The organism is Leclercia sp. UBA7405, assembly GCF_037152215.1.
Lineage (GTDB): Bacteria > Pseudomonadota > Gammaproteobacteria > Enterobacterales > Enterobacteriaceae > Enterobacter > Enterobacter pneumoniae.
Map to the genome: position 1 here is coordinate 1 of NZ_JBBCMR010000002.1, position 17,933 is coordinate 17,933.

Annotated in this window: 17 protein-coding genes and 1 rRNA gene; 8 read left to right on the forward strand and 10 right to left on the reverse strand. The window is 53.8% G+C overall.

What is annotated here, in order from left to right; genetic code table 11:
- Together WFN75_RS12355 and gmhB are read right to left on the reverse strand one after the other, a co-directional pair.
- Positions 1 to 292: ribosomal RNA gene (locus tag WFN75_RS12355) — 16S ribosomal RNA — on the reverse strand; the annotation flags it as partial.
- Positions 293 to 667: 375 nt separating this feature from the next.
- A complete protein-coding gene (gmhB, locus tag WFN75_RS12360) occupies positions 668 to 1,228 on the reverse strand; it encodes a D-glycero-beta-D-manno-heptose 1,7-bisphosphate 7-phosphatase (protein WP_212477148.1) in 561 nt (186 codons plus the stop codon).
- A gap of 188 nt (positions 1,229 to 1,416) precedes the next feature.
- Here gmhB and metN point away from each other — a divergent pair, with 188 nt between their 5' ends.
- The 6 genes from metN (at position 1,417) to proS (ending at position 6,995) form a co-directional block, all read left to right on the forward strand.
- The gene (gene metN, locus WFN75_RS12365) at positions 1,417 to 2,448 is read left to right on the forward strand and encodes a methionine ABC transporter ATP-binding protein MetN (protein WP_336996260.1); all 1,032 of its coding nucleotides are present in this window, start codon (positions 1,417 to 1,419) and stop codon (positions 2,446 to 2,448) included.
- Complete coding sequence (locus WFN75_RS12370) at positions 2,441 to 3,094, forward strand: methionine ABC transporter permease MetI (RefSeq protein WP_040077067.1); 654 nt, start codon at positions 2,441 to 2,443, stop codon at positions 3,092 to 3,094. Before metN ends, WFN75_RS12370 begins: the two co-directional genes overlap by 8 nt.
- Positions 3,095 to 3,132: 38 nt before the next feature.
- Entirely contained in the window at positions 3,133 to 3,948 is an 816-nt protein-coding gene (gene metQ / locus WFN75_RS12375) for a methionine ABC transporter substrate-binding lipoprotein MetQ (RefSeq protein WP_040077068.1), read from the forward strand.
- Between the two features lie 107 nt (positions 3,949 to 4,055).
- A complete protein-coding gene (gene rcsF / locus WFN75_RS12380; RefSeq protein WP_040077069.1) occupies positions 4,056 to 4,460 on the forward strand; it encodes an Rcs stress response system protein RcsF in 405 nt (134 codons plus the stop codon).
- Positions 4,457 to 5,164, forward strand: coding sequence for a tRNA (N6-threonylcarbamoyladenosine(37)-N6)-methyltransferase TrmO (gene tsaA, locus WFN75_RS12385; protein ID WP_233802033.1), 708 nt, complete (start codon positions 4,457 to 4,459; stop codon positions 5,162 to 5,164). The genes rcsF and tsaA overlap by 4 nt, the downstream gene beginning before the upstream one ends.
- A 112-nt stretch (positions 5,165 to 5,276) precedes the next feature.
- Entirely contained in the window at positions 5,277 to 6,995 is a 1,719-nt protein-coding gene (proS, locus tag WFN75_RS12390; protein WP_040077071.1) for a proline--tRNA ligase, read from the forward strand.
- Positions 6,996 to 7,032: 37 nt separating this feature from the next.
- On the opposite strand, the gene nlpE is transcribed toward proS, so the two are convergent.
- From nlpE to WFN75_RS12405, 3 genes are read right to left on the reverse strand one after another with little or no spacing between them, the layout of a single operon-like run.
- Positions 7,033 to 7,731 (reverse strand): envelope stress response activation lipoprotein NlpE, encoded by a 699-nt coding sequence (gene nlpE / locus WFN75_RS12395; protein ID WP_286808568.1) that lies wholly within the window; start codon positions 7,729 to 7,731, stop codon positions 7,033 to 7,035.
- Between the two features lie 33 nt (positions 7,732 to 7,764).
- A complete protein-coding gene (gene arfB, locus WFN75_RS12400; protein WP_207293032.1) occupies positions 7,765 to 8,187 on the reverse strand; it encodes an alternative ribosome rescue aminoacyl-tRNA hydrolase ArfB in 423 nt (140 codons plus the stop codon).
- Positions 8,184 to 8,729 carry a YaeQ family protein gene (locus WFN75_RS12405; RefSeq protein ID WP_040077074.1) on the reverse strand — a complete coding sequence of 182 codons (546 nt, stop codon included), beginning with the start codon at positions 8,727 to 8,729 and terminating at the stop codon, positions 8,184 to 8,186. Before WFN75_RS12405 ends, arfB begins: the two co-directional genes overlap by 4 nt.
- 198 nt (positions 8,730 to 8,927) lie before the next feature.
- Here WFN75_RS12405 and WFN75_RS12410 point away from each other — a divergent pair, with 198 nt between their 5' ends.
- Together WFN75_RS12410 and rof are read left to right on the forward strand one after the other, a co-directional pair.
- Positions 8,928 to 9,128 (forward strand): YaeP family protein, encoded by a 201-nt coding sequence (locus tag WFN75_RS12410; RefSeq protein WP_040077076.1) that lies wholly within the window; start codon positions 8,928 to 8,930, stop codon positions 9,126 to 9,128.
- The gene (rof, locus tag WFN75_RS12415) at positions 9,115 to 9,375 is read left to right on the forward strand and encodes a Rho-binding antiterminator (RefSeq protein ID WP_040077077.1); all 261 of its coding nucleotides are present in this window, start codon (positions 9,115 to 9,117) and stop codon (positions 9,373 to 9,375) included. The genes WFN75_RS12410 and rof overlap by 14 nt, the downstream gene beginning before the upstream one ends.
- Before the next feature lie 28 nt (positions 9,376 to 9,403).
- On the opposite strand, the gene tilS is transcribed toward rof, so the two are convergent.
- The 5 genes from tilS to dnaE all read right to left on the reverse strand — a co-directional run bounded on the left by tilS (position 9,404) and on the right by dnaE (position 17,903).
- A complete protein-coding gene (gene tilS, locus WFN75_RS12420) occupies positions 9,404 to 10,696 on the reverse strand; it encodes a tRNA lysidine(34) synthetase TilS (RefSeq protein ID WP_336996261.1) in 1,293 nt (430 codons plus the stop codon).
- A gap of 62 nt (positions 10,697 to 10,758) precedes the next feature.
- Positions 10,759 to 11,148, reverse strand: a complete 390-nt coding sequence (locus WFN75_RS12425; RefSeq protein ID WP_040077080.1) for a VOC family protein — start codon at positions 11,146 to 11,148, stop codon at positions 10,759 to 10,761.
- A gap of 59 nt (positions 11,149 to 11,207) precedes the next feature.
- Positions 11,208 to 13,346: a lysine decarboxylase LdcC gene (locus tag WFN75_RS12430; protein WP_336996262.1), complete on the reverse strand. Its 2,139-nt coding sequence runs from the start codon at positions 13,344 to 13,346 to the stop codon at positions 11,208 to 11,210.
- Positions 13,347 to 13,448: 102 nt separating this feature from the next.
- Entirely contained in the window at positions 13,449 to 14,408 is a 960-nt protein-coding gene (gene accA, locus WFN75_RS12435; RefSeq protein ID WP_040077082.1) for an acetyl-CoA carboxylase carboxyl transferase subunit alpha, read from the reverse strand.
- Between the two features lie 12 nt (positions 14,409 to 14,420).
- Positions 14,421 to 17,903 carry a DNA polymerase III subunit alpha gene (dnaE, locus tag WFN75_RS12440; protein WP_336996263.1) on the reverse strand — a complete coding sequence of 1,161 codons (3,483 nt, stop codon included), beginning with the start codon at positions 17,901 to 17,903 and terminating at the stop codon, positions 14,421 to 14,423.
- Between the last annotated feature and the right edge of the window lie 30 nt (positions 17,904 to 17,933).

The window sequence follows — 17,933 nt, forward strand, 5'->3', positions numbered from 1 at the left end:
ACCAGCTAGGGATCGTCGCCTAGGTGAGCCATTACCCCACCTACTAGCTAATCCCATCTGGGCACATCTGATGGCAAGAGGCCCGAAGGTCCCCCTCTTTGGTCTTGCGACGTTATGCGGTATTAGCTACCGTTTCCAGTAGTTATCCCCCTCCATCAGGCAGTTTCCCAGACATTACTCACCCGTCCGCCGCTCGTCACCCAGGAGCAAGCTCCCTGTGTTACCGCTCGACTTGCATGTGTTAGGCCTGCCGCCAGCGTTCAATCTGAGCCATGATCAAACTCTTCAATTTAAGTTTGATGCTCGTGAATTAAACTTCGTAATGAATTACGTGTTCACTCAGAGACTTGGTATTCATTTATTGTCCGAAGACATTAAGAATCCATGTCACTTTGAGTGCCCACACAGATTGTCTGATAAATTGTTAAAGAGCAGTGCAACGCGGCTTTCAGCTCACCGTTGCGAGGTGGCGTATATTACGCTTTCCTCTTTCAGAGTCAACCCTGAATTTCAGGATTTTTTCTCTTCAACCGAACCGGCTGTTTGTATGAAGTGATTCACATCCGCCGTGTCGATGGAGGCGCATTATAGGGAGCTCCCGAGGAATGACAAGCGGAAAAATACAATTTTATTTCAACCGCTCACCTTTTCACCAAAACGACCGTTTTTAGCGCTTTTTGATGGCCTGAGGCAGCTCCGCAAGGCTATTAATCACACAGTCTGCGGCATTCTCAGCTTCTGGCGTCACAGGTTTACCGGTACGTACCAGCACTTTATTACCTACACCCGCCGCTGCAGCTGCCTGCATATCTTCCAGTTTATCGCCCACCATATAAGAAGAAGCCATATCGATGTTCAGGAACTCTTGCGCTGAAAGCAGCATTCCCGGATGCGGCTTACGGCAGTCACAAGTCTGGCGAAACTCTTCAACAGTTCCTTGAGGGTGGTGAGGACAGAAATAGATACCGTCCAGATCAACACCGCGATCGGCCAGAGACCAGTCCATCCACTCAGTTAATGTTTCAAACTGCGCCTCGGTAAATTTGCCACGCGCGATCCCAGACTGGTTGGTCACGACCACCAGCGCATAACCCATCTCTTTAAGTTCGCGCATGGCATCAATGACGCCTTCGATAAATTCGAATTCATCGATCTCATGTACGTAACCGTGATCGACATTAATAGTGCCGTCACGATCGAGAAAAATTGCTGGTACTGATTTTGCCACCGCTTTGCTCCTGAAAAAGGCATGTTCGCTTAGTATCTCATGAATCCGGAGACAAGAAAGTGCTCATCGAACAGAGTTACATTGATTTAGACGTCTGGATGCCTTAACATCCATTTCGTTGACGGTTAACGCCCGTATCAGGCAGAAGAAAATGCCACGGCAAACTCACATATGATTAAAAAAGTCTAATGATCAAACTTTCAAACATTACTAAAGTGTTCCAGCAAGGAACCCGAACGATTCAGGCGCTGAACAACGTTAGCCTGCACGTTCCGGCTGGACAGATTTATGGCGTTATTGGCGCCTCTGGCGCAGGTAAAAGTACGCTGATTCGTTGCGTCAACCTGCTTGAGCGTCCAACCGAAGGCAGCGTCCAGGTTGGCGGTCAGGAGTTGACCAAACTCTCTGAATCAGAATTAACCAAAGCACGCCGTCAGATTGGCATGATCTTCCAGCATTTTAACTTGCTGGCTTCCCGCACCGTTTTTGGAAACGTTGCGCTGCCTTTAGAACTGGATAACACGTCTAAAGATGAGATCAAACGTCGCGTTACTGAACTGCTGGACCTTGTCGGTTTGGGTGATAAGCATGATAGCTATCCCGCCAACCTGTCCGGCGGTCAAAAGCAGCGTGTCGCAATTGCCCGAGCGCTGGCAAGCAACCCAAAGGTGCTGTTGTGCGATGAAGCCACCAGTGCGCTCGACCCGGCAACAACACGCTCTATCCTGGAATTACTGAAAGATATTAACCGTCGCCTGGGACTGACCATTCTTCTTATTACTCACGAGATGGATGTCGTTAAACGTATCTGCGACTGTGTCGCCGTTATCAGTAATGGTGAATTGATCGAGCAGGACACCGTCAGTGAAGTCTTCTCGCATCCGAAAACGCCGTTGGCACAGCAGTTTATTCAGTCCACGCTGCATCTGGATATTCCGGAAGATTATCTTGAACGTTTAAAAGCGCAGCCTGAAGCCGGTAGTGTGCCGATGCTGCGTATGGAATTTACCGGCCAGTCCGTCGATGCGCCGTTGCTGTCGGAAACGGCGCGTCGCTTCAATGTAAATAACAACATTATTAGCGCGCAGATGGATTATGCCGGCGGCGTGAAGTTCGGCATTATGTTGACCGAGATGCACGGCACGCAAGAAGAGACGCAAGCGGCCATTGCCTGGCTGCAAGAACACCATGTAAAAGTAGAGGTACTGGGTTATGTCTGAACCGATGATGTGGCTGCTGGTTCGCGGCGTATGGGAAACGCTGGCAATGACCTTTGTATCCGGCTTTTTCGGCTTTGTGATTGGTCTGCCGGTTGGCGTGCTGCTGTACGTTACGCGTCCGGGCCAAATTGTTGAGAACGCAAAGCTCTACCGCGCTCTTTCCGCCGTGGTGAATATCTTCCGTTCCATTCCTTTTATTATCCTGCTGGTGTGGATGATTCCCTTTACTCGCGTCATCGTCGGGACGTCTATCGGCTTACAGGCCGCTATTGTTCCGCTGACCGTTGGGGCTGCCCCCTTTATTGCCCGTATGGTGGAAAACGCCCTGCTGGAAATCCCGACCGGTTTGATTGAAGCCTCCCGCGCAATGGGCGCCACGCCGATGCAGATCGTACGCAAAGTGCTGCTGCCTGAAGCGCTGCCCGGACTGGTGAACGCCGCAACCATCACCCTGATTACCCTGGTCGGTTATTCCGCGATGGGCGGTGCCGTCGGCGCTGGCGGTCTGGGTCAGATTGGTTACCAGTACGGTTATATTGGTTATAACGCTACCGTAATGAACACCGTTCTGGTATTGCTGGTAGTACTGGTCTATCTCATTCAGTTCTCGGGCGATCGCATCGTTCGTACTGTGACGCACAAATAACGTTAAACATTATAAACACGACGAATTAAGGAAATATCATGACGTTTAAATTTAAGACCTTTGCAGCGGTAGGCGCGCTGATCGGCTCTCTGGCACTGGTGGGTTGCGGTCAGGACGAGAAAGACCCGAACCACATCAAAGTGGGCGTTATCGTAGGTGCAGAACAGCAGGTTGCTGAAACAGCAGTGAAAGTCGCTAAAGAGAAGTATGGCCTGGACGTCGAGCTGGTGACATTCAATGATTACGTACTGCCTAACGAAGCGCTGAGCAAAGGCGATATCGATGCCAACGCCTTCCAGCACAAACCGTATCTGGATCAGCAGATCAAAGATCGTGGTTATAAACTGGTTCCAGCGGGTAACACCTTTGTATATCCGATTGCCGGTTACTCTAAGAAAATTAAATCTCTGGACGAACTGCAGGATGGCTCTCAGGTCGCGGTACCAAATGACCCAACCAACCTGGGCCGCTCTTTACTGCTGCTGCAGAAACAGGGTTTGATCAAACTGAAAGACGGTGTTGGCCTGCTGCCGACCGTTCTGGACGTGACCGAAAATCCAAAAAATCTGAAAATTGTTGAGCTGGAAGCGCCACAGTTGCCACGCTCTCTGGACGATGCACAGATCGCGCTGGCCGTTATCAATACCACCTATGCTAGCCAGATCGGCCTGACGCCGGCGAAAGACGGTATCTTCGTAGAAGATAAAGACTCTCCTTATGTGAACCTGATCGTGACTCGTGAAGACAACAAAGACGCAGAGAACGTGAAGAAGTTCGTTCAGGCTTACCAGTCTGATGAAGTTTACGAAGAGGCGAACAAAGTCTTTAACGGTGGTGCAGTTAAAGGCTGGTAATCTTCTCTTTGTGTAATATCATTCAGGACGGGCGAAAGCCCGTCTTGTCATTTATGCGGGCAACTGATTCAATAACTGACGTTTTGATTATTCATTGAGGAAAGAATATGCGTGCTTTACCGATCTGTCTCTTAGCATTGATGCTGAGCGGATGTTCTATGCTAAGCAGATCTCCTGTTGAACCTGTTCAAAGCACTGCAACCCCGCCAAAAGCGGAGCCAGCAAAACCGAAAGCGCCACGCGCTGCGCCGGTACGCATTTACACCAACGCGGAAGCTCTGATTGGCAAACCGTTCCGCGATCTGGGTGAAGTTTCAGGCGACTCCTGTCAGGCAACAAATCAGGACTCCCCACCAAACATCCCAACAGCGCGTAAGCGTATGCAGATCAACGCCTCCAAAATGAAAGCGAACGCCGTGCTGCTGCACAGCTGCGAAGTAACCAGCGGTACGCCGGGTTGTTATCGTCAGGCTGTGTGCGTAGGTTCTGCCCTTAACGTTTCGGCGAAATGAGTAAATTCCAGTTCGAGCAGATAGGTGTTATCCGCTCACCCTATAAAGAGAAGTTTGCCGTACCTCGTCAGCCTGGGCTGGTGAAAAGCGGTGGCGGCGAACTTCACTTAATCGCTCCGTATAACCAGGCTGATGCTGTGCGCGGACTGGAAGCTTTTAGCCATCTCTGGGTGCTGTTTATCTTCCATCAAACGATGGAAGGCGGCTGGCGCCCAACGGTACGCCCTCCCCGGCTTGGCGGCAACGCCAGAATGGGGGTGTTTGCCACGCGTTCTACCTTCCGCCCTAACCCGGTGGGGATGTCGCTCGTCGAACTAAACGGCATTCGCTGCCATAAGGATCAGGTCATCCTGGAGCTCGGCGGGCTGGACCTGGTGGATGGCACCCCTGTCGTCGATATCAAACCTTATCTGCCGTTTGCCGAAGCCCTGCCCGATGCCCGCGCCAGCTATGCCCAACAGGCGCCACAGGCCGATATGCCGGTTTACTTTACCGACGCGCTGGCTGCAGAACTGGTTCACCTTGAAAAACGCTACCCACGTCTGCGTGAGTTTATCGTCGATGTGCTGGCGCAGGATCCTCGCCCCGCCTATCGTAAAGAGGAAGACGCCGGGAAAGCGTATGCCGTCTGGTTGCTTGATTTTAACGTCCGCTGGCGCGTAACGGACTCAGGCTTCGAAGTGTTTGCGCTTGAGCCGCAGTAATTTTATTGTCCTCTCTTTTGGCATCTTTGCCACACTGGTAAACTAAACCACTTTTTTTGTGTCAGGCTGGCGTTTCAGCCTGTTCCAATAGTCGAAATGGAACCGTAACAACATGCGTACTAGCCAATATCTGCTCTCCACTCTGAAGGAGACACCTGCCGACGCCGAAGTGATCAGCCACCAGCTGATGCTGCGCGCCGGGATGATCCGCAAGCTGGCCTCCGGGTTATATACCTGGCTGCCGACCGGCGTGCGCGTCCTGAAAAAAGTCGAAAACATCGTGCGTGAAGAGATGAACAACGCCGGTGCAATCGAGGTGTTAATGCCTGTGGTTCAGCCCTCTGAACTGTGGCAGGAGAGTGGTCGCTGGGAACAGTACGGTCCTGAACTGCTGCGTATTGCCGATCGCGGCGATCGTCCGTTTGTTCTCGGTCCAACGCATGAAGAGGTCATTACCGATCTGATCCGCAACGAGCTGAGCTCTTACAAGCAGTTGCCGCTGAACTTCTTCCAGATCCAGACCAAGTTCCGTGACGAAGTGCGTCCACGTTTTGGCGTTATGCGCTCCCGCGAATTCCTGATGAAAGATGCTTACTCTTTCCATACCTCTCAGGAGTCTCTGCAGGAGACCTACGACAAAATGTATGAGGCTTACAGCAAAATCTTCTCCCGCATGGGTCTGGATTTCCGTGCTGTACAGGCTGATACCGGTTCAATCGGCGGTAGCGCATCCCACGAGTTCCAGGTTCTGGCGCAGAGCGGCGAAGACGATGTAATCTTCTCTGACTCCTCTGATTATGCCGCTAACATCGAGTTTGCAGAAGCCCTGGCACCAAAAGCGCCACGCGCCGCCGCAACCGAAGAGATGACCCTGGTTGATACACCGAACGCAAAAACCATCGCCGAACTGGTTGAGCAATACAACCTGCCTATCGAGAAGACGGTAAAAACTCTGCTGGTCAAAGCGGTAGAAGACAGTGCCTACCCGCTGGTCGCTCTGCTGGTGCGTGGCGATCACGAACTGAATGAAGTGAAGGCAGAAAAGCTGCCGCAGGTTGCCAGCCCGCTGACCTTCGCTACCGAAGCAGAAATCCGCGCGGTTGTTAACGCGGGTCCTGGCTCTCTTGGCCCGGTGAACATGCCTATCCCGGTCGTTATCGACCGTACCGTTGCCGCGATGAGCGATTTCTCTGCGGGTGCCAACATTGATGGCAAACACTATTTCGGCATCAACTGGGATCGCGACGTCGCCACGCCAGAAGTGGCAGATATCCGTAACGTGGTTGCCGGCGATCCGAGCCCGGATGGTCAAGGCACACTGATGATTAAGCGCGGCATCGAAGTGGGTCACATCTTCCAGTTGGGTAACAAGTACTCTCAGGCGATGAACGCGGCCGTGCAGGGTGAAGATGGTCGTAACCAGATCCTGACGATGGGCTGCTATGGCATCGGTGTCACCCGTGTGGTTGCCGCTGCTATTGAGCAGAATTACGATGACCGCGGTATCGTCTGGCCGGATAATATCGCGCCGTTCCAGGTTGCGATTTTGCCGATGAACATGCACAAATCCTATCGTGTGCAGGAGCTGGCTGAGAAATTCTATAACGAACTGCGCGCGCAGGGCATTGAAGTGCTGATGGACGACCGTAAAGAGCGTCCGGGCGTGATGTTTGCTGATATGGAATTGATCGGTATCCCGCACACCATCGTTATTGGTGACCGTAACCTCGACAACGATGATATCGAATACAAATATCGTCGCAACGGCGAGAAGCAGATGATTAAGACCGGTGACGTTGTGGATTACCTTGTTAAAGCCATCAAAGGCTAATTAAAAAACCCCGCCGCGGCGGGGTTTTTTATCGCTGTTATTGGCTGTTGCAGTCTTTACCCTGCTCAAACCTGGCGTTGCGATCCGCCACCAGCGTTTTCACGCTCTCACCGCTATCCGGGTTCGCTTCCAGCGTGAAGTGACCGTCTACCGTCAGCAGCACCGGCTTGGTATCGCCTCCGCGTGCCGCGGCGTAATCCCGTTCCAGTTGTGCGTTATTGGCCACGCTCACCTTCTTACCGGTGGCGCAGTCCGTAAAGATCGCCGCATCCGCCATATAGAAATACATGCCGCGCATCGCCATCGGTGTCGTCGGCAGCGCCGCTTTTACTGGCTGAAGCGTATAGTTAAATTGCGATTCAATGGGGTTTCCCTCGGTATCAAGCATTTCCAGCCCTTCGCCTCTAGCCCGGAAGTAGTGCTTTTCCCCTTCATTATCGGTCAGCACCAGCTTCTCTGCGGTACGCGCCCAGTTGCCGTAACTGGCGAATGTGGCAGGTTCTTTAGCACCCTGATAGCGCTGGTTCATTACCCAGGTACCATCTTTTTCAAGGAACAACGAGGTTTCAATGCCTTCGCAATCGGCACATGGCAACACGCCGCGCCAGCTTTGCTGCATGGGGGCCAGCGCTTCAGATTGCGTAGGCTGAAGCGTCTGCGTTTCCGAACGGTGGTTACAGCCCAGTAATACAAACAGTGTGCTTGCGGCCATCACTGAAAAAATCGCTGTTTTCACGCTACTTTCCTTCTGAAATATGTGTGTCACGCCCTACTCCTGGGGTCGACGAATTTTACCGCGCAAAGATTTAACGGTCGATTTTTGCGATTTTGCAGACAAGCGACGCTCTTTCGACGCTCGCGTCGGCCGGGTGGCTCTTCGGCTTTTCTGCTCGGTCGTTAATTCCTGTATGACCGCCACCAGCCGCGAAAGTGCCGCTTCACGGTTTAACTCCTGGCTACGATACTCCTGAGCCTTTATCACGATCATGCCATCGCTGGTTAACAGATGATGGCTGGCGGCGAGTAACCGCTCTTTGTAATACTCTGGCAGGCTGGAGGCCCGAATGTCAAAGCGCAGATGAATTGCCGTAGAAGCCTTGTTCACATGCTGCCCACCGGCCCCCTGAGCACGGATTGCAGTGATTTCCACCTCGCTATCCGCCAGCGAGACATTGCGCGAGATGACAATCATGAGCGCTGCTGCCACGCAGTCAGATGAATTTCAAGATTATTCTGGTTATCTGACAGCCAGATGGCGCCGTCCTGAATCGTCGCCTGTAAGTTCATGGTGCGCTCTGCAAAGGCGCTAAGCTGCGCCAGTTGCTCATCGTCCAGATACCAGACGGAGAGATTGCTGTATTGTGCACATTTACTTTTATTCTGCTGCCACCAGATCTCTGCGGCACGGCTGTTATAGGCAAATAACGCCACTTCTGCTGCCTGGGTGCAGGCTTTCTTAATCCGGCGCTCGTCTGGAAGCCCCATTTCAATCCACAAATCGATACCCAGATGATCATTGCGCAGCCAGGCGTCCGGCTCTTCCTCTGCACTCAGGCCACGGGTGAACTGCAAACGCTCATGCGCATGTTTGATCCATGCCAGCAGGCGCAGCATCAGGCGCTCCTGAGTTTCAGAAGGGTGACGCGCCAGCGTCAGGGTGGCATCGAGAAACTGGTTACGATCAAGGTCAGCTACATTGACCATCGCTTTATAAATTGTCGCTTTAAGCGCCATGGGCGAACTCCTTTCTAATCAGGTTCGCATTGTAGCGAAATAATGGCCAAATGGCTGTTAATGGCGCTTAAAAGCTCCACCTGGCAACCTGCTGATATTGCTTAAATGAGTATGGTATAGTCACCTTGCTAAACAGAGCTAATCTTCGTAGGCTTAGTGTTATCTCACAGTAACGTCAGCGCGCTGGCAGGAGGGGATGTGAATAATTATTGTGAGCTGATCCGCAAACGGTATGCGGAAATCGCCAGCGGAGACCTGGGGTATATCCCGGATGCGTTGGGCTGTGTGTTGAAAGTTCTGAATGACATCGCGTCGGACGACACGCTTTCAGAATCGGTCAGAGAAAAGGCGGCGTATGCCGCTGCGAATTTACTGGTGAGCGATTATGTCAATGAATGAAATCTATCAACCCATCAACTGTGATGACTATGACAATCTGGAACTCGCCTGCCAGCATCATCTATTGCTGACGCTGACGCTTAAAGATGGCGAAGTTTTGAAGGCTAAAGCCAACGATCTGGTTTCGCGTAAAAACGTTGAGTACCTGGTGGTGGAAGATGGCGGCGCAACGCGCGAGCTCCGTCTCGATAAAATTGCCAGCTTCAGTCATCCAGAAATCGGCACCGTCGTGGTGAGCGAGTCCTGATGCCTCATAACGGGCAGTCCCCTGCCCGTTATCTTTCCCACTTTAGTTGTAAACCTTTTCCTGCCTCTGCTTCCCCTTCGCGCGTCACGAATTGCCCGGCTGCAGCAATCAGCGTTTCGCCATAAAAGAGAAGCGGCGTCGCATCGCGAAGCCATGGCGGGACATTGAGTTCTTGCCAGATTTTTTTAATCTTCCGTCCGCCGTTGCGCCCCACGATGTGTACCGTTCCACTGGCTTTAAAACGCACCGATACCGGCTCGTCCTTGCGCGGCGGGCGAATATTGCCACAGGGGCTCAATGATACCGTTCCCCAGCCCTTCGGCAGCAACAGCGGGGCGTTCAGTTCCAGCCAGGGAATGACCTCTTGCGCCAGCGATGGCTGTGGTCGTACCCACCAGAGCGCCTGGCGAAATCGTCGAATTTCTCCGCCCCCCAGTTTCAGCACCGGACTGGCATCTTCTCTGGCCTGCACCACTTCGTCCCAGATACGATTCACCATCGCACGGGACGGCATTAGCGCGCCGTTTGCCGCCAGCCAACGCCGTATTAACGCGGCCCGGCGCACGGCGCTCATCGTCAGGAGCGGGACTATCTGCATCCCGCCCGCGTCATCTGTCACTGTTGCCAAATCGTCGGCCAGCAACTCATCAAGCAGTTGTTCCTGCTCAGCACACAGCGCCGCACTGCGCGCGGTCGCCTCGGCAAAGTGTGGCCAACGCTGCATGAGTTGCGGTACGACCCGCAAACGCAGGAAGTTACGGTCGTAAGCATCGTCCTGATTGCTTTCGTCATCTATCCAGCGCAGCTCGTGCTGTTGCGCCCAGCTTAGCAACGAAGCGCGGGGCTCCCCAAGCAGCGGACGCAATTGATAAGTATCGGCAAAATGCGCCCGTTCGGGCATGGCAGATAACCCCGCCGGGCCGCTGCCGCGCTTCAGCGCCAGTAAGAATGTTTCGCACTGATCGTCCAGATGCTGCGCAGTGACCAGCGCCTCCCCCGGCAGCAGAGCGCATTTAAAGGCAGCATAGCGCGCCTTACGCGCCTGTGCTTCAGTTCCCAGACCTTCATCCTGCAGCGTGACACGTTCAACGCGCAAAGGAATGTTCCACGCCCGGCAGAGCGCTTCGCAATGCGTCACCCAGCTATCAGCGTGCGAACTCAGCCCGTGGTGAATATGGATGGCGCGCAGTTCGACGTCGGGCTCTTGTTCGCGCCAGAGCATCAGCCGATGCAGTAGCACCGTCGAGTCCAGCCCACCGCTGAATCCCACCAGCAATCGGCGGAACGGAAAAACGGCTTGTGCAAGGGCGGGAATGGTCATAGTCATTATCTGAATGATGGTTTGCCCGGCACGTTACCGGGCAAAGCGTGCGGAGGCAAGCGTTACTGCTGATAGAGCTCCAGCGGCAAGCCATCCGGATCGTTGAAGAAGGTAAAGCGCTTATCGGTGAAGGGATCGACACGTATGGCTTCACACTTCACCCCCTTCGCTTCCAGATGCGCGACGGCCTGGTCAATGTTATCGACACTGAAGGCCAGATGGCGCAAACCGCAGGCTTCTGGACGTGACGGGCGCGCGGGCGGGAACGGGAAGGAAAACAGTTCAATCACATACTGGCCGTTTAGCGCCAGGTCACCTTTCCAGGAGTCGCGCTCTTCACGATAAGCCTCGCTCTGCAGCGTGAATCCGAGCGTATCGCAGTAAAATGCCTTACTGACCGCGTAGTCAGAAGCAATGATGGCAATATGATGAACCTGTTTTAAACCCAGCATAGCGTCTCCTTGTTGTTGTGCCTGCACGTTATAACTGAAACTCCTTGCCAGGCAAGGGGTCAAGGCGTTTTTAAGACTCGTACCCTGTAGACGCCGTTTTCATCACGTTTTGCGCCGTGAATGTCGGTGTCGAAGCCGGGGTAGTGGCGTCCAATGGAACAGAGCATTAGCAGGAAATCGAGAACTGGCCGGCTCTGTTCGGTAATCATTTCGCCGGGCATCAATAGCGGTACGCCTGGCGGATAAGGCAGGATCATATTTGCCGAGATCCGGCCGATCAGATTCTCCAGATCCACCGTTTCAACCTCACCTTTCACCTGCCGCTGCCAGGCGTGATGCGGCGTGAGTTTCATCTCCGGCAAAACGTCGAACGCCTGCAACATCAGACGCGGCAGATCGTGCTGGCGGATCAGTTTGTGGATCCCTTGCGCCAGATCCTGGATACGCATATTGCGATAGAAATCCGGATCTTCGGCATACAGATCCGGCAGCATATTCTTCACCCGCAAATTAAGATCGTAAGCGCGCTTAAACTCCATCAACCCACGTAAAAGCCCCATCGCCCGGGTCTTATCGATCCCGATACTGAATAAGAACAGCAGATTGTAAGGACCGGTTTTTTCAACCACGACGCCGCGTTCATCAAGGAATTTCGCTACCAGCGCCGCCGGAATACCGGTATCGCTCATGATGCCCTGCTCATCCATGCCGGGAGTCAGGATGGTGACTTTAACCGGATCGAGGAACATATGGTCGTCGTCGGCGTCGCGGAATCCGTGCCAGTTTTCACCCGGGGCGATCGGCCAACACTCCGCTTCGTCGATCTCCTCAGGCTGCCAGATATCAAAGAACCAGCCATCTGCCTCTTCCCTCAGCCGCTGCACCTCTTTGCGGAAGTGCAGCGCGCGCTCTACCGAACGGTTGATCAGCCGTTTTCCCGGGTTACCCCGTAGCATGGCGGCAGCCGTTTCGATAGAGGCCACCAGCGGGTAGCTTGGCGAGGTGGTGGTGTGCATCATAAAGGCTTCATTAAAGGTCTCTTCGTCATACTCGCCTTTGATATGAATGAGCGATGCCTGCGAAAACGCGGCCAACATTTTGTGCGTCGACTGGGTTTCATAGAAGACTTTGCCCGGCATGCGTTCACCGCTCATACCGCTCTTACCCGCATAGATAGGGTGAAAATTGGTATAGGGTACCCAGGCCGAGTCAAAATGAATCGAGGGGACATCCAGCGTCTGTTTTACCCAGTTGGTGTTGTAAAGCAGCCCATCATAGGTGGAGTTGGTGATCACCGCATGGACCGGCCAACTGGCCTGCACGACATTCGCCACTTTGCGTTCGATTGCCGCGTGGGTAAATTCTCGTCTCGGGATCCCGCCCAGGATCCCCAACGCATTGCGGGTGGGGGTGAGCCACAACGGCACCACGTCGCTCATCATCAACAGATGCGCCAGCGATTTATGACAGTTACGGTCAATCAACAAGGTGCTGCCTGCCGGTGCGGCATACATCCCTACGATCTTGTTCGAGGTAGAGGTGCCGTTGGTCACCATATAGCTCTGCTCAGCGCCAAAGGTGCGGGCGATGTACTCCTCCGCCTCCAGGTGCGGCCCGGTATGGTCCAGTAAGGATCCCAGCTCGGTCACCGAAATCGATACGTCGGCTTTCAGTGTATTGCCGCCGAAAAAATCATAGAACAGACAGCCGACAGGGCTTTTCTGATATGCCGTCCCGGCCATGTGGCCAGGCGTACAGAAGGTGTATTTACCCTCTTTGACGTAGGTGAAAAGCGCCCGGGTAAACGGCGGGGTGATATTATCGAGGTATTCTTCGGTGTATTGTTGAATGCGTGTCGCGATGTCGTCGGCCACGCCCAGCGCGTATTCGAAAAACCACAGCGCCATACGCATATCGTGTGCGCTAACATCCATCGTCGAGTGAGTATTGATAAAGGCATACAGCGGCAGGTATTCATTGAGCTGATTGATATCACTGCACAGTTCCAGGTCGTACTCGTCCCAGTCGAAAATCACGCCGCAAATCCGCGGATTGTGCTCGATAAACTTCAGCAGGTCGGCGCTGTTTTGCGGCCAGATAAGTTGATATCCGCGTTTTTGTAACGCGTTTTCCAGCTCCTTGATGGGTTCATCTTTATAAAAGACGCCGTGCGGCCCCATGATGGCAATGATATTCACGGTCTACCTCCTTGAAAAAACATCCACTAAGGATAGCCAGGGTAGACCGCAGACATAAAAAAAGCCGCAACATTGTGCGGCTTTTAGGATTAATGAAACGCCTTAGGCGTAACCGTAGCTCATCAGTCGCTGATAACGACGGTTGAGCAGGTCTTCTTTGCTCAGCACATCAAGATCGGCCAGATCGGCCAGCAGCTGCGCTTTCAACGATGCGGCCATTGCTTCCGGATTGCGGTGCGCGCCACCCAGCGGCTCCGGGATCACGGTGTCGATCAGCTTCAGCTCTTTCAGACGCGGGGCGATAATGCCCATCGCTTCTGCCGCCAGCGGCGCCTTGTCAGCGCTCTTCCACAGAATAGAGGCGCAACCTTCTGGTGAGATAACGGAATAGGTGCTGTACTGCAGCATATTCACTTTATCACCCACACCAATCGCCAGCGCACCGCCGGAGCCACCTTCACCGATAACGGTGCAGATAACCGGCACGTTCAGGCGAGACATTTCACGCAGGTTGCGGGCAATGGCTTCAGACTGGCCGCGCTCTTCGGCGCCCACACCTGGATACGCGCCCGGGGTGTCGATAAAGGTGATGATGGGCATGTTGAAACGCTCAGCCATCTCCATCAGACGCAGAGCTTTACGGTAGCCTTCTGGTGCAGGCATACCGAAGTTACGACGGATCTTCTCTTTCGTTTCACGGCCTTTCTGATGACCAATGATCATCACCGGGCGACCGTCGAGACGTGCGATACCGCCCACAATGGCTTTATCGTCCGCGTAGGCGCGATCGCCTGCCAGCTCGTCAAACTCATCAAACGCCAGGCGGAGATAATCCAGGGTGTACGGACGCTGAGGATGGCGTGCCAGCTGGGCAACCTGCCATGCGCCGAGATCGGCAAAGATTTTGCGCGTCAGTTCTACGCTTTTTTCACGCAGACGATGCACTTCTTCGTCGATGTTAATATCCAGTTTTTCATCCTGACGGCTAACCGCGGTCAGAGAATCGATTTTCGCTTCCAGCTCTGCAATCGGCTGTTCGAAATCAAGGAAATTCAGACTCATAGTATTCCTGTATTAGTCAAACTCTAGTTCCACCTGCTCCGAACCAATGAGGCCGCGGAGATCGTTTAATAAACGATCGCTCGGAGAGACACGCCACGTTGCGCCAAAGCGCAGTCGTGCGCGCGCATCCGCCCTCTGATAGTAGAGATGTACTGGAATGGTCCCCGAGCGGTGGGGTTCCAGAGACTGACGGAGTCGGTTTAAAAGCTGGTCATCAATTTGCCTGTCCGTCAGCGAGATAGCAAGCCCGCGAGCATATTTTTCCCGGGCTTCGTCAATGTCCATCACTTCGCGGGCGGTCATTTTAAGCCCCCCACTGAAGTCATCAAAGCTGACCTGTCCGCTGACGATAAGTATGCGGTCTTTTTCCAGCAATTGCTGGTATTTATCCAGCGCGTCGGTGAATAACATCACCTCCAGTCGCCCGGAACGGTCATCCAGCGTACAGATGCCAATACGATTGCCGCGCTTGGTGACCATTACCCTTGCAGCAATCACGAGCCCCGCAGCCGTGGTAATTTTACCACGTTCTGTCGGATGCATGTCTTTCAGGCGGTAGCCTCCGACATAGCGCTCAATTTCTTTAATGTACTGGTTGATCGGGTGCCCCGTCAGGTACAAGCCTAACGTTTCACGTTCCCCATCCAGCACCACCTGCTCTGGCCACGGCTGGCAGTTGGCGTAAGACTGCTCAATCTGTTCCGGCTCTTCGGCCAGCACGCCGAACATATCTGCCTGGCCAATAGCTTCCGCTTTTGCATGCTGATCGGCGGCCTTCAGGGCATCGCCTAGCGAGTTCATCAGTGCGGCGCGGTGCGGCCCCAGTCTGTCAAACGCGCCGGACATGATCAATTTTTCAAGCACGCGACGGTTAAGCTTTTTCGTATCAGTTCGGGCGCACAGATCAAACAGCTCGCGGAAATAACCGCCCTCGTTGCGGGCGTCGATGATCGCTTCGATAGGACCTTCACCTACCCCTTTGATCGCGCCAATGCCGTACACAATCTCCCCTTCGTCGTTAACGTGGAAATGGTACAGGCCCGAGTTGATATCCGGCGGCAGGATCTTTAACCCCATACGCCAGCATTCGTCTACCAGGCCAACCACCTTCTCGGTGTTGTCCATATCGGCCGTCATGACCGCAGCCATAAACTCAGCGGGATAGTGCGCCTTTAGCCACAGCGTTTGATACGAGACCAAAGCATAGGCCGCAGAGTGCGATTTGTTAAATCCATAACCGGCGAATTTCTCTACCAGGTCGAAGATTTTCATCGCCAGTTCGCCGTCGATGCCGTTCTTTTTCGCGCCATCTTCAAAGATAGAACGCTGCTTGGCCATCTCTTCCGGCTTTTTCTTACCCATCGCACGACGCAGCATGTCCGCGCCGCCGAGGGTGTACCCGGAGAGAACCTGGGCTATCTGCATCACCTGTTCCTGATACAGGATGATGCCATAGGTCGGCTCCAGTACTGGCTTCAGGCTCTCATGCTGCCACTGGACGTCCGGATACGAGAGCTCTTCACGGCCGTGTTTACGGTCAATAAAGTTATCTACCATGCCGGACTGTAGCGGCCCCGGACGGAACAGGGCCACCAGTGCGATCATATCTTCGAAGCAGTCAGGCTGCAGACGTTTGATCAGATCTTTCATGCCGCGGGATTCAAGCTGGAAGACCGCGGTAGTCTCCGAGCGCTGCAGCATATCGAAACTTTTCTTGTCGTCGAGCGGGATGGCGGCGATGTCAATCGGCTCCAGTCCCTGCTTTGCCCGACGTGGGTTGATCATTTTCAACGCCCAGTCGATGATAGTGAGCGTTCGCAAACCCAGGAAGTCAAACTTCACCAGGCCCGCGTATTCTACGTCGTTCTTATCGAACTGCGTGACCGGGTGTGAGCCCGTTTCATCGCAATACAGCGGCGCAAAATCGGTAATTTTAGTTGGTGCGATAACCACGCCACCGGCGTGCTTACCAGCGTTACGTGTTACGCCTTCAAGCTTACGCGCCATGTCGATCAGCGCTTTAACCTCTTCATCGGCCTCGTAAATTTCCGGCAGCTGCGGCTCGGCTTCAAAGGCTTTCGCCAGGGTCATACCGGGATCAGGCGGCACCAGTTTTGAGATGCGATCGACGAAGCCATAAGGGTGCCCCAGCACGCGGCCAACGTCGCGGATAACCGCTTTCGCCGCCATGGTACCGAAGGTAATGATCTGGGATACCGCATCACGGCCATACATATCCGCAACGTGTTCAATGACCTGGTCGCGCTTTTCCATACAGAAATCGACGTCGAAGTCAGGCATCGAGACACGTTCCGGGTTAAGGAAACGTTCAAACAGCAGGTCAAATTCCAGTGGGTCGAGATCGGTAATTTTTAGCGCGTAGGCGACTAATGAGCCCGCACCAGAGCCACGGCCCGGCCCAACCGGCACGCCGTTATCCTTCGACCACTGGATAAACTCCATTACGATAAGGAAGTATCCAGGGAAGCCCATCTGGTTAATAACCTGAAGCTCGATATCCAGGCGTTCGTCATATTCAGGACGCTTTTCTGCCCGAACCGCCGGATCGGGGAAGAGGAATTCGAGACGCTCTTCCAGCCCCTCTTTCGATTTCATGACCAGGAAATCTTCGGTGGTCATATCCCCGGTCGGGAACTGCGGCAGGAAATACTCGCCCAGGCGTACCGTAACGTTACAACGTTTTGCAATCTCAACGCTGTTTTCTAGCGCTTCGGGGATATCGGAGAAGAGTTCACACATCTCCTCTTCGCTGCGCATGTACTGTTGCGCAGAGTAGTTGCGCGGGCGCTTGGGGTCGTCGAGCGTAAAACCGTCATGAATGGCGACGCGAATTTCATGCGCATCAAAGTCGTCAGCGTTAATAAAGCGAACGTCATTGGTTGCGACCACCGGCAAACCGTGCGCTTCAGCAAGCGCAACTGCCGCATGAAGGTAGCTCTCTTCATCAGGGCGACCGGTACGAATCAGCTCCAGGTAAAAACGGTCCGGGAAATGCGTCTGATAAAAGTCGACACACTGCTCGACCAGCGCACTGTTACCACGCATCAGGCATTTACCTAAGTCACCCATGCGTCCACCGGAGATCAGCAGTAGCCCTTCATTTAGTTCGGCCAGCCACTCTCTGTCGATCCAGGGGCCCAGCGCGCCGTAGCCACGCTGATAGGCGCGGGAAATTAACAACGTCAGGTTCTGATAACCGGTATTGTTCATCGCCAGGACGGAGATTTGGGTCATCTCATCAGCGAGCAGTTCGCTCTGAACGTGGAAATCCGCCCCGATGATCGGTTTCATCCCGGCGCCGTGCGCTGCCCCGTAGAACTTCACCAGACCACACAGGTTAGTAAAATCGGTGATCGCCAGCGCAGGCATGCCGAGTGCAGCCGCCTTTTTTACCAGCGGCCCGGTTTTCGCCAGCCCATCAATCATGGAGTAGTCGCTGTGCACCCGCAGGTGTACGAAACGTGGTTCAGCCATCTTCAGATTCCGCGTTACTTAATTGCTTGC